Raw genomic sequence first — 12491 nt, 5'->3', positions numbered from 1 at the left:
TGTATATACGTTGCTCCTTCATTCATATCACCCATATAATATTGACCAGGACCCGGATCATAATATATTTCTTACGAATCATCAATCTTCAACAACAATATTTGTTGTTTCAGCGTGTAGACAAAATACCGAAAGGCATGGAGGTCTGCACGCTGAAGAACGCTAGTAACTAGCGTTCTAGAAAATGAAAAATATTAACTTTGCAGGTATCACCCTAATACTTTTGTGTCTTATTGAATGGTTAAGAGTCCAAATGAGATAAGGCAATGAAACGTAATTTAAGCTGTATTGTGATTCAGGCAAGAGTCCTTTTCATTTTAATATGATAAAAGACTCCCAAAATTACGTTAATAAGATAAATACAGATTGGTACGATAAACATATAGTTTTCTTGGTTATACATTTTAATGAACAACAATAACCCTGCTAATGAAACTATAATAAAGGCCAAGGACGAAGAAGTGGTTATACTCCTTCTAATGTAAGCCATCATAATTAAAAAAATTACCGCTATCGCTATACATACTGCTAGGATTGAGTTATTTATAAACTCGTTCCACACATTCAATCCCTGTTTAATTCCATCGGACATTCCAATATAGAGTGTAAGATCAGTTATCAGTCCTACAACCAGTAATCCGATACAAAAGGAGGTCAGTGCGTTTTTTCTTTTCATTTTATTTCCTCCTTAATGGCAAGATTCTTTTCTCCAAATATGTAATTAATATTATCCCAGTTTCTACCTAAATAATCCATAAAGAAACGTTCTCTATCGTCTTCACCTATATCTGCTATATCGGTATGTGAACGAAAGCTTTTTAATGCCCGAATGATGTCATTTCCAACCCCTGGAATAGTTGACGACAATTTTCTCGCCTAATCTTGCTGCTTTATCTGGAACAGCGTGACAAACAATTTCCGCTGCAACAGAACCAGTACCTGCCCCGAACGTCTCTCCCATTTCTGATTTATATTTTTTTCTTAGTTTCTTAGCTAGGTCATATACGTTATCGATATCGTCTCTTATTAATTTTTGGAGGTTAGAATCAACCTTTACACGGATGATCCCTTCATCCCTTCTTTTATCAATTTGGTAAGTAATTCCAAAATCAGCAACATTCATTTACTGCCATGGGCCCTCTGGATCGTAGCCAGACGCTAAAGAGTATGCTTTCATTGCATCTGAACTTATTTCAACGCTGTCTTGCTGTATCCCTAATTTTCCTTCATTTACTTTTGATGAACCTTCAATTTTAGGGATAGGTAATAGACAAAAAAACGCTAAGTCAGTAGCGTTCTGCAACGTGAAGATAAAAGAGCAGGAGGTATGGGGGTCTGCAAGCTGAAGGCCTATAAAATGATGAATTCGACTTTTAATCCACATTGTGCAAGAACTCCTATTCATAGTCATCTTTTCATTTATGGGAAGTATGAAGGCGTAAAAATCCATTCTTCTTAATAAGATATAATATATGGTTGGCTGTGCTTCTCATTTGTTCATGTTGAAAGGGGTTATTATGAATCAGTTTAAAAACCATTTCATACAAAGTTTACAAGATGGACGAAGTGTTTGGTTAAAAGGAAAACAAATTGATGTCACTAAAGATGACAGCTTTCACGGTACGTTAGCCACTATTTCTAATTTATATGACTTGTTCAATGACCCTACACATCAGCAATTGGTTGGCTACCTAAGTCCTAAAACCAATACATGGGTTCATACTGCTTTTTTAGTACCCAAGTCTTACGATGATATCTTAAAAAGAAGAACTGCTTTTGAAACATGGAGCCACATTACAGATGGGATGATGAGCCGCTTGTCTGATTATGCTCGATCCCGATTAACAGGATGGTATTCAGCATGTGAATCATATAAAATGTTTGATCCTCAATTTCCCGCTAAAATAACAAGTTACTATGAAGAAGCCAGAGACCAACACCGTTTCATAAGTGTTATTCAACGTGACCCGCAAATTAATCGATCCAGCCAGCATTCATTAGATATAAATGAATTAGGGTTATTAAGAGTTACAAAAAAAACGGCTGATGGGATATTTTTAAGTGGCGCCAAGATGATCGGAACCGCATCACCCTACTCGCATGATCTACTGATTTATCCGTTAACAAGGCTAAAAAGCGAATTGAGTTCTTTAGCTCACTTTCTCGCAGTCGCAGCAAATTCTCCTGGTTTGCATATGATTTGCCGTGAGTCGTTTGCAACTGATTTTTCACAACAAGGGAATGCCCCCATTAGCTCAAAATACGATGAAATGGATGCACTATTAATTTTTGATGATGTATTTGTGCCTTGGGAACGTGTATTCCTTTATGACAACCCAGAGGCTCTATGGAAGTTAAAATCAGATGCAGCATCCAATAGCTTAGCTTATCATCAAGCAATTGTTCGACTATTGATAAAGTTAGAGTTTGTCACAGCAATTGCTTGTGAAATAGCCGAAGCGATTGGTGCCGAATCCTATTTACATGTCCAAGAAAAGCTTGGAGAACTCATTATGCAGGTGGAAACCATTAGAGCTCTCATAGTGGCTTCCGAAAGAGAAGGTGATTTTGATGAACATAAAACATATCTACCTAATTTTAAATATATTGAAACAGCAAGAAATCTAGGAGCTAAGTATTACCCACGCGCAATCGAAATCTTACAGCTCATTGGTGCCGGTGGATTCATACAAATCCCTTCCCGTATAGATGATCTTCAAAGTCCGATATCTAATTTGTTAAAAAAATATTTTAAAGGAACTAATATTACGGCTGAACAAAAAACAAAACTCTTTAAGTTGGCATGGGATATCATTGGGAGTCCACTAGGGTCCCGGCATGAATTATATGAGAGGTTCTACGCTGGAGATCCGATCCGGAATATGGCTAACCAATATATCAGCTATGACAAATGTAAGTTAAAAAACATGCTAAAAAAGTTTCTGAATGATTAAAATCAAATCTAGATTGAAATGGAGGTTCTTGATTAATCTGCTCTGCTAGTATTTAGCTCCATATAAACGGCTACTCCATCTTTTGCAATAAGTCGGTCTTTAACGTTTAGAAGACTAATGGAAATGGGAAGAAATTTTTACTTAATCTAGTCGGTACCTCGCAGCCTATGTAGTTGGTGGTTAATTTAGCAATTTGGGGTTAATGAATATCGCGCATGTTTCAAATACCGTGCAAGGGATAGTAAGTTTTCTGGACAATTACCTAGTTCACCTTGTTCTTTGACACGAACGAACGCTTAATAAAAATCTTGTTCTAAACGTTCCCATATCGCGCTTAAAAAAGTCTGGAATTTTCCTATCATGGGGACTTGATCAATGGCACTAAGCATAATGAAACATTCCTTGCAGCGTTTTTCATCCTTCAGAACAGCTACAATTTCATGAAAGATTTCTGCGATGATTTCCTTCACCAGACCTGGGCATTCCAAATAGGAAATGACGGTTGCAGTTTTCACATTCGTGTAATGTTTCACCGCTGAAATAAAGAGATCTCTTTTTGTTCCATACGTATCATACAGGCTTGACGGGCTATGCCTAATCCATCCAATAAATTTTGGAGGGAAGCGCCTTCTTAACCATAGTAACTTCCATCTCTTTATGTAATACAAGTTTCGTATCGAATTCCTTACTTTTTTCTTTTTAACATAAAAAAAGGCCCCTGCATTCTCATATAATGAGAACAAAGAAGGCTGGTCATTTGATAGAAGTATGGAACGTTTCTTTAGCGATAAGGTTGATGGAACTAACAGCTAACTCTAATCGTATTTTGAAGCTTAGGATAGAAGGTTCGCAGGAAAGTAATACCTTCTTCTGTTTTTATAGCCGTGATTAGTTTATATGTTTCATCGTTAATGGTGATCATTTGCTCTTCTTCTCCATTGATATAGGCGACTGTACCCATCGCTAATAATCCTTCTGGGCTCAATCCTACAAAGAATCCCCCTGTTCTTTTGAATAAAACTCGTCCATCATTTTCTGGAGTATCTTCTACATATTTATAAGTAATAGTAATAACCTCACCCAGCCTACTTCTTTCTGATCGTTGCAGCTCAAAATGTGTAAGGAAGTAAATGACATCTTCCTGATGTGTGATTTCAAAGGGGCCATCTTTTAGATAGTAATGATACCAAAAATGATGTCCATCTAAGATTATTTCCCCATCCTTTAATCCTTCCTCACCAAGAAAAATATGCTCAAAAGCAGAGGTAGTGCCTCTTCGACGGGGTTCAAACCATATATCATACAATAATTTTATCCATTCAGCATCAGATGAAATAGTATGATTGCCGTTATGATTCATCACATGTTCTCTTGCTATTTGCATAGGTTCTGTGCTGATTACGTATTGTAAAAATGTGTTGATTTCATCAAGTTCGATGGGATCGAATTGTTCTTCTTCTCCAAGCTTCATATTATAATTATCAGTCAGTTTTTCATATAATTCATAGGATTTCTTTTTATGGGAAGGAATAACAACATTAGTAAGAACATTTACTTCTCGATTCTCGCTAGGTTCATGATTGGGGTTATTACATCCTAAACGGGGATTTAAATCTATAATGACATATCCTTTAGAATCATTCTTTTGATCCTCACTTACATTTTTGATTAACGGTAGTAAACCATTGTTAGCCATATCAGCTTGCCAGATGTTATTCCACGGCATCCTGTCGCCCCTCCTTAACAGCTCATTTTTTTCATCAATAGATTCTCCTTCTTGCTTTCTACTTATTCTTTTATTTTTTTGAACAAGCTGCCGTATTTATTTTGGGGACAAATTAGCCAAAAATAAGTCCCCCAGTCAACCACCGGAAGCACCACATGCTTGCATAGATTCAATTGTAAGCAGTTATACTTCTACTCACTGCATAATCTCAGCAGAGAAAATCCAGCAACCATTTTCTTTTCCACGAACCGTAATCGTTTGTCCTTCGTAGCTGGACAGGTCAATTTGGGCACTTTCTGGAGATTGTCCAGCTTGTACAGGTATTCTAGTTAATCGTACGCAATGACAATGATGTTGTTCTCCCTGATTAACGTAAAGCTCTCCGTCTTCTACAATACCCGTATATTGATTTTCGACCATGCTTTCCTCCTCCATTCGTCGCAAAATATGCATTTATTTAACGTTTTTCACCTTTTAGCAAAGCAACATGCATGAGTATTTTTACCATAGGACAGATCGGTATTCATTATCTATGAAAAGATAAAGCAGTGGATCAATCTTATGCTTTGCTTACTATCGATTCCGTACCGAAAACCTAGTAAATTAACACCTGTTTATTATATTTGGACTACTATTTATTTCTACTTCTTTCTACTACTTACATACGGTTCTTATAAGAAATTAAAAACCACCTCGGTTACCCAAGATGGTTCTACTATTTATAACGTTTTGGAATTATCGTTTGAAGCAGATGTCGAATCAGTTTGATTAGAAGGAGCCGATGATTCAGTTGATTCTACTACTGGAGCTTGCTCAATTGAAGAGGTAGGATTAGTCGCCGTATCCATATCACCGGATGTTTCCCCATGGTTCTTTTTCTTTTTGAAGATGTTCATGACCATTTTAAAGATACCGCCTAATACGAGAACCACAACAATCCATGCTTTTTTCAAAAATACTAAAATAAGTGCAAGAAAACCTACTTTTTTAGCGACAGCTAAGCCTAAACCACCTAGAACAAGTCCTGTCAAGCCATAGTCAGCTAGCTTATCTGTAGACGCATCATAATCGTCGTATCGATTTCCTTCTACCAACTTGAACTGAGGCACAATTTGCTCCGTTAAGGTCTTTTTATCCTTCGCTAGCGTTGCTGGATCAGATACAAGAATAAACGAAACATATCCTTTTCTTGTCAACATTTGCAAATTGTAGTTGATAATTGGATTTTTGTTATTATCCTCGACAAGCATTGACCATTGCAGGGTATGCGTTTTTGCATCATAGGAAGGGGGCACATCCCAGCCTACTACATGAATTTGTTCTTCTGGCTTACGTTCTTTGTTATGCTCTTCTGTTCCCTCTTTATAACTCTTCAGAATTGCATCTTTATCAATATTGTTTTGCTCATCATCCATGATGTGTCCTACTTCATCATATTCCATTAATACGAACCAATTTTCCTGATCCGAAGTAGGATATACACTTGCAATTTCACGTGACGATGTAGAGTTCCCGAATTGTTTTTGGATCATGATTGTATCTTCTTTGTTCAAATAAGCGAGCTGATCAGGGACTTTAAAAGTAGCTAAACGATCTCCTACATGAACGGTTGTCCCCCCTTTCACCCACTTTAGATTCTCTGCTGCATAGACAGAAGTGGTAAAAACGGCAATAAGTAATACAAGAATGACGGAATAAATGCTTTTCGATTTCACCTAGATGCCTCCATTGTCAAAATTAGTATGATATACAAACGTAATCTTAACAATTGATTTCGTAAATGATATATAAGTTGTTAATATTTAAGCAGAAAGTCATGGGTATCCAGGAACTAACCGAATTATTCTGATTAATATATATTTCGCAAGAGTCTTTGGATACATTTTACATTTTCATTCTCTATCTATTTTCTTTTTGAATAGCGGACTGTGTACACTTGTATACCAATTCATAAAGGGCTTAAGTAGGTAGATTTTTGTCATTTTATGTGAAACAATTGTACCAATCTTACTGGAAATGACGCAGGCTCATAATTTAAACGTCAATCACGGGCTGCCATACGTATAAGGCTGTAAGGAAGGCCTTGCTGTTGAATTCAAATATGAGCAATCAAGTAAAAAAATCGTTCCTGACTCTGTAGGTGGAGAGAGCAAACATGAAATCAATCACGCACCCCTGATAGACACAGCACTCCCCCTTACGAAAGTAATCCTGTATCTCTTGCTTTTTGCACGGCTTCTTCTCGATTGTTGACTCCCAGCTTGTCATAGAGAGTGGAGGCGTAATTTCTTACTGTGCCGTTTGATAAGTAAAGTTTCGAAGCAATTGTTTTATAACGGATTCCTTGAGATAAAAGATTCAAAACGTCTAGTTCGCGTTTCGTTAAGCCATACTTTTTTCCACCTGACTTCGATCCGACTGACTCTGCCTTATTATTTCCGTCCCACATTCTACGGAACAAATCTTGGTCAATTATCGTGCCTCCCCTATAGACGAGGCGAATCATTTCAGCCAGTTCACGCGTCTCTATAGATTTTAGCAAATAGCCGTCAGCACCGCTTCGCATGATTTCCTTCGCCCTTTCTGTATCCTGAAACGTTGATAGGATGAGGACGCGAATGTTAGGCCATTTTTCCTTGATTATTTTGATCGCACGAATCCCATCCTGATTGGGCATCTCCAAATCCATTACTACCAAATCTGGATTCAGGCTTCCGCACAATTCTACAGCCTGTTCTCCATCCTCAGCCATCCCCACTACCTGCAAGTCCTCCTGTCCATCCAAGATTGTATGTAGACTTTCTCGAATAAACGAATGATTATCGACGATACACAAGCGGATTCGTTCATCGGACAATTGTGCTAGTCTGGGTAACACACATGAGATAAGCGTCCCTTCGCCTTTCTCGGAGTATATAGTAACTCTCCCTTGTAACTGTGTTGCACGTTCTTTCATCGTAGTTAATCCGAAGCCATCCTTCCACCCCTCCACTCCGGAGCCATTATCCTGCACATCCAATCTCGTCTGCTCTGGCTCAAAATGTAGTGACACAATGATTTCGGTGGATTGTCCGTGGCGCACGGCATTAGTCAGCGATTCCTGCAAGCTCCGATACAACGTCATTTTTGCTTGTTTGGAGACCATGTACTCTTCCCCTATGATTCGAATGCGTACATTTACTTTTGCATGTTTCTGGAACTCCTCTGCTACTTGTTGCAAAGTAACAGTCAAGGGAAGCGATTCTTGTGGTGAATCTATTTCATGCAAATACGCTCTCACTCCCTCCATACTGTTACGGGCCAATTGCAATAATGAGTCGAGTTTTTGCTCTCCATCTTTTGTTGCTAATTCCGTACGCAACATTTCCATCCCCATAATGATCGAGGTATAGGTATGCCCCATCGTATTATGTAAATCTTTAGAGAGTCTATCGCGCTCCTCCAGTAAAGTAATCCGCCCAATCTGAGATAGGTACTGTTCCAATACAAGCTTCTGATTGCGAATAATTTCATTTTGGCGGTAATTTAAAACTAGTAAATGAAAGGAAAATCCCATCGCAAAAGCCAGACCGATTTGTAGGATAATCACCCATAGATCTATCCCGGAGGAAAATATTGCAATGAGCAACGGAAACAAAACAATTGTGATAGAACCCGACCAACGGTATGATTTATGGGCACTATTTGCCGCAATCATGAAAGTCGGCATTAAAAAAGCAAGATACGCCGCCGGAAATAATAAGGTTAAGTAGAAGCACACTCCGCCAAACAAAACCATTTCAGTAATCAGATAATAGCGATAACTGAACATTAAACAAATCCAAGGTACTGAAAATGAGATGACTTCCCAGAGAATGATAATCCAAAGGGGCACAGTCAAATGGTCTTGGTGTTGGATAGTAGTTAACATCAATGAGAGCCAGATGACAAAACGTATACAAAGCAACACCCAGTCATACCAGAACCATTGTTTCAAGGTCGCAAACAAATTTTCACCCCTTAATAGCTTTGAACATGAAACGCGTATATATTCCAACTATTTGAACACAGCTGTTTCCAATCCAGGCGATAATACACCCAGCGATCATGACATATATAGCCTTCTCCCATGAATTCACAGCGATTCCCAATATGTATATCTCAAGATATTGAAAAAGTAACGGTATAACAATAAATGCGAGTGGAACTACGTAGAATATAACGGCACATATAAGACTAATTACCCTAATAAAAATTTTCTGCATAAGCCAAAAAATGGCCCTCCAATTGCTACTACTAAGAATTGCTTCTCTGGCTTCAATCCATTTATCCCCTCCATCCTTTGTCCTTGGCAAGATTGGCTCTTTCGATATATCCGTATAAACCTTCGTCTGAATGCGTTCATACTGGACAAACGTATGAGTTGTTCGCAACACACTCGCCAACAAGGGAATACCTACGAAGATAACCGTCATCATCAACGCAAAGGTAATGCTGGCCAAATAGAAGCAAATGTAAAACAAACCCAAGCCGAAGGTAAACAACAAAAAATAGAAATCTTGCAAGCTTTTTTGAGCTGATTCTTTCGTCATTCGATTCTCTCCTCCTCTTTCTTTTCTTTGCTAATACGTTATGAGCCGCCCTTCGATTCTACCTTTTTGTCTGTCACATACGGTAGTGTCTAAGTGTCATGATTTGCAGCTTATGACTATAAAACCAGCCGTACTACGCTCTATTTTTATGTGATATATGAAGATGACGAAAGGTCACTAGCTGCTATGACTTGCCGCTTGCTAGACTCGGTTCATACACTGACGAGCTGACAACTCGTTGTGCTGACAAGAAAATTTCAGTCAAACAAAGGAGAGTTCGAAAATGAAAAAAGCAATGAATAAATTAAGCCTCGCACTTCTGCTCATTTCTACTAGCATGATTTCTGCGTGTTCCCAACAATCATTAGAAGTTGGAGAATCAAAACTATCGACATCCACGACCGATATCCAAATGACGAAAGCTCTCAATAGCGCAAAAGAAGTAGAATCTTTTGCTGATCCGTTATTTACGGAAAAAATGAAGAAGTACAATGTGAACGGTTCAAGTTTTGTCGTCGTCCATGATGGAAAGGTCGTCGTCAATAAAGGGTACGGTTATGCAGATAAAGAAAAGAAGATTCCCGTCAACAAGGACACGGTCTTCCAAATCGCTTCAGTCTCGAAAACGTTTACCGCCTTGGCCGTGATGCAGCAAGTCGATAAAGGAAAGCTTAAACTAGATCAAGATGTACAACAATATCTCGGTGGATTGAAAATAGCCAATAAGACAGGAAAACCCCTTACCCTGTTTGATATGCTGACCTATACCAGCGGCGTAGATTTTCCCGATATCACCACGATAACCGGACCTGAATACATTAATCAAGATATATCAATGCAGGAGTTTTTCTCTAATCATATGCCGACGGTGGTACGGCCGCCCGGTGAGGCTTATACGTATGACAATTTCGCATTTGCACTCGCAGGATATGCAGTGGAGAACGTTACGGGCACATCTTTCTCACGATATATGGAAAAGAATATTTTTAAACCATTAGGCATGAAGTCTACAAGTGTACGCTTTACGCCTGACCTTCTCAAGAGAATGGCTACACATTACGGTCCCGCTGGCGATCCTATTCCAACAAGTGGGCACGGTCTAACGGATGCACCACATGGAAGTATTTTGTCCAGTGGAGAAGACATGTCAAAATACATGATTATGCAGCTGCAGAACGGAAAGGTTGGAGGTAAAGAAATCGTAAGTAAAAAAAGCATGGATATGATGCATACCTACCAGGTTTTCGCAGATAAGACGATTCCTATTGCGACAGTTGGATTTGAGACGTATTTCAACGACCTTGCCAACGGTCAACACGTGGTATTAAAAGGCGGAAACATGCCAGGACATTCTTCATTGATGGTTTTGGTGCCTGAACAGAAAACCGCATTTTTCATGTCTTACAATAATGATTCCATGATGAGTCTAGAGGTGTACGATGCGTTCATGGATCACTATTTCCCTGCTCACAAGGTGGAGAAACCAATTTATCTCCCGTTAGAGGAAAAAGAAGCTCAAAAATACTTGGGCTTGTACCAAAACACACGTTTATTTACGACTCGTACCCACTTTACCTATGAGAATGGGGCGTTGGTCATGGAAGATAAAAAAACTGGCAAACAAGTCCTCAAAATGATTCATCCGTTGTTGTTTGAGGATTCGGTAGGAAATAAGGTTGCTTTCAAAAAAAACATGGCTGGAGAAATCGCGTATTTTTATTACACCAATCCTAAAGACGTAAACTTTATCGCTCATTCCCAGAAAATCAATATCAAACCGCCTTTTGCTGACGTCCCGCAAAAGAGTACCTATAGAAGACACATCGACAATCTTTATTCTTTAGATATCATGAATGCAAAAGCAGGCAATCTATTTGATCCGATGGGCACCATGACACAAGGAGAATTTGCTGATGCCTTGTTGCTTGCACATGGATGGAGCAATTTCCCAGACGACGCCAAAATGGCCAAGAAACAATTTATAGAGGGTATACCAGGATATGACCGTGCGACTCCGATTACCAGACAGGTCGCAGCAACCATGATTCAAAACTTGAAGCAGATTCAACCTGACCAAGCCAATCAAGTAACATTGCTTGATGCTGCGGATGCTTGGGCGGTGCAATCCATTCAAGCACTTGCCTCACAAGGAATCGTAGATCCGGACACCACCATCAACCCTGACGGCTCCTTTACCTTCCGTCCAAAGGATTTATTGCTGCGTCAAGAAGCGAGCGCCCTGCTCGATTTGGCTTTTGGCTATCATGCTCTGCCTATTAAACAAAAGTAACATTCATCCAAACATGAATCATGACAAACATTTAGGGGTAGTGTCCCATTAGTAAAGAAAAATCGTACCCATAAAACGAAAAAAATACCCTGTTCTTTCTGTAGAATTATAACAAAGAATGGCGGTTTTTGTATGCCTGTTTCATTGTCTGATGAGTTACAAGGGGTAGTACCAATGTTCTTACAACCGGGGCAAAGTAGAAAATAATTATATATGGGTTCCTAGCAGAAAACCCACGCTAAGACAATTTCTGGATTAATAGAACCAACCCTTTGCCTCTATATGGTTCAAATATCGCCAAATAATTCGAAGGTAGCATTTTTCCGATCACAATCAAATGTTTCAATCATGCCAACGATATTATTATCTCTATCAACTGCAATAAAACGGAATTCATCTTCTTCCAATTGTTCCTCTACCTATACCTATTCTATCATTTTATCAACTGAACGAGGAAAATGAAGAGAGTGCAAACAAAGAGGCACCATAGACGGGCTTTATTAAGTCCTGATAATAAGCATTATGTAAATTTATCCATAGAGAAAACTGCACCTCCAACTGTTGGGTGTGTCTAACAATTGGGGTGCAGTTCAATTATATTTATCCCAATTTTGAATTAATGTAGGGAATCGGTTGATTCTATACATTTTATTCGTATATTGAATATCAAACTTACCCCACATATCAACAAATAGAATATCCGTATCCCAATCTTCAGGTTCATCACAACCCTGTTTTAGATAATCCATGTCAATGGCATAATATGAAATGTAGTCTTGGAACGTTACAAAACTCTTACTGTCCAACAATTTTCCCCTCTTTCGTCAAAGAAGCAATTCTATTTCCTTTTCTATCATTCAATTTCCATACATCTCCTTTATGTCCTACTTTATCGCCTCCAGTTCCTCTAGTTTTTTTCCTTTGTTTATACAACTCTTCCCCTACATAAA

Annotated in this window: 10 protein-coding genes and 1 pseudogene; 2 read left to right on the top strand and 9 right to left on the bottom strand. The window is 38.7% G+C overall.

What is annotated here, in order from left to right; genetic code table 11:
- Window positions 1-835: 835 nt before the first annotated feature.
- Window positions 836-1123, bottom strand: a complete 288-nt coding sequence (locus tag AYJ08_RS03460; protein ID WP_064016602.1) for a hypothetical protein — start codon at window positions 1121-1123, stop codon at window positions 836-838.
- Window positions 1124-1384 (bottom strand): hypothetical protein, encoded by a 261-nt coding sequence (locus AYJ08_RS03455; RefSeq protein WP_064016601.1) that lies wholly within the window; start codon window positions 1382-1384, stop codon window positions 1124-1126.
- Between the two features lie 133 nt (window positions 1385-1517).
- Here AYJ08_RS03455 and AYJ08_RS03450 point away from each other — a divergent pair, with 133 nt between their 5' ends.
- Window positions 1518-2954, top strand: coding sequence for a 4-hydroxyphenylacetate 3-hydroxylase family protein (locus AYJ08_RS03450; protein ID WP_064016600.1), 1437 nt, complete (start codon window positions 1518-1520; stop codon window positions 2952-2954).
- 296 nt (window positions 2955-3250) lie between these two features.
- Here the strand turns inward: AYJ08_RS03450 and AYJ08_RS23285 are convergent, their stop codons facing one another.
- The 6 genes from AYJ08_RS23285 to AYJ08_RS03420 all read right to left on the bottom strand — a co-directional run bounded on the left by AYJ08_RS23285 (window position 3251) and on the right by AYJ08_RS03420 (window position 9251).
- Entirely contained in the window at window positions 3251-3469 is a 219-nt protein-coding gene (locus AYJ08_RS23285) for a hypothetical protein (protein ID WP_157452775.1), read from the bottom strand.
- A gap of 287 nt (window positions 3470-3756) precedes the next feature.
- Window positions 3757-4680, bottom strand: a complete 924-nt coding sequence (locus tag AYJ08_RS03440) for a hypothetical protein (RefSeq protein WP_064016599.1) — start codon at window positions 4678-4680, stop codon at window positions 3757-3759.
- A gap of 195 nt (window positions 4681-4875) precedes the next feature.
- On the bottom strand, window positions 4876-5100 hold the full coding sequence (locus AYJ08_RS03435; RefSeq protein ID WP_064016598.1) for a hypothetical protein: 225 nt from the start codon (window positions 5098-5100) through the stop codon (window positions 4876-4878).
- 299 nt (window positions 5101-5399) lie between these two features.
- Entirely contained in the window at window positions 5400-6395 is a 996-nt protein-coding gene (locus tag AYJ08_RS03430) for a DUF2167 domain-containing protein (protein ID WP_064016597.1), read from the bottom strand.
- A gap of 482 nt (window positions 6396-6877) precedes the next feature.
- Complete coding sequence (locus AYJ08_RS03425; protein WP_064016596.1) at window positions 6878-8668, bottom strand: helix-turn-helix transcriptional regulator; 1791 nt, start codon at window positions 8666-8668, stop codon at window positions 6878-6880.
- A 4-nt stretch (window positions 8669-8672) separates the two neighbouring features.
- Window positions 8673-9251 carry a sensor domain-containing protein gene (locus tag AYJ08_RS03420; RefSeq protein ID WP_064016595.1) on the bottom strand — a complete coding sequence of 193 codons (579 nt, stop codon included), beginning with the start codon at window positions 9249-9251 and terminating at the stop codon, window positions 8673-8675.
- A 283-nt stretch (window positions 9252-9534) separates the two neighbouring features.
- Here AYJ08_RS03420 and AYJ08_RS03415 point away from each other — a divergent pair, with 283 nt between their 5' ends.
- A complete protein-coding gene (locus AYJ08_RS03415) occupies window positions 9535-11541 on the top strand; it encodes a serine hydrolase domain-containing protein (RefSeq protein ID WP_064016594.1) in 2007 nt (668 codons plus the stop codon).
- A 268-nt stretch (window positions 11542-11809) separates the two neighbouring features.
- Here the strand turns inward: AYJ08_RS03415 and AYJ08_RS24840 are convergent.
- A pseudogene (locus tag AYJ08_RS24840) lies at window positions 11810-11948 on the bottom strand (GNAT family N-acetyltransferase); the annotation flags it as partial.
- Between the last annotated feature and the right edge of the window lie 543 nt (window positions 11949-12491).

The sequence above is a fragment of the Brevibacillus sp. SKDU10 genome (assembly GCF_001645205.1).
In the GTDB taxonomy this organism is placed as follows: Bacteria; Bacillota; Bacilli; order Brevibacillales; family Brevibacillaceae; genus Brevibacillus_B; species Brevibacillus_B halotolerans.
Note: the sequence above shows the minus strand (reverse complement) of the source record. Positions and strands in the feature narration are given on the sequence as shown.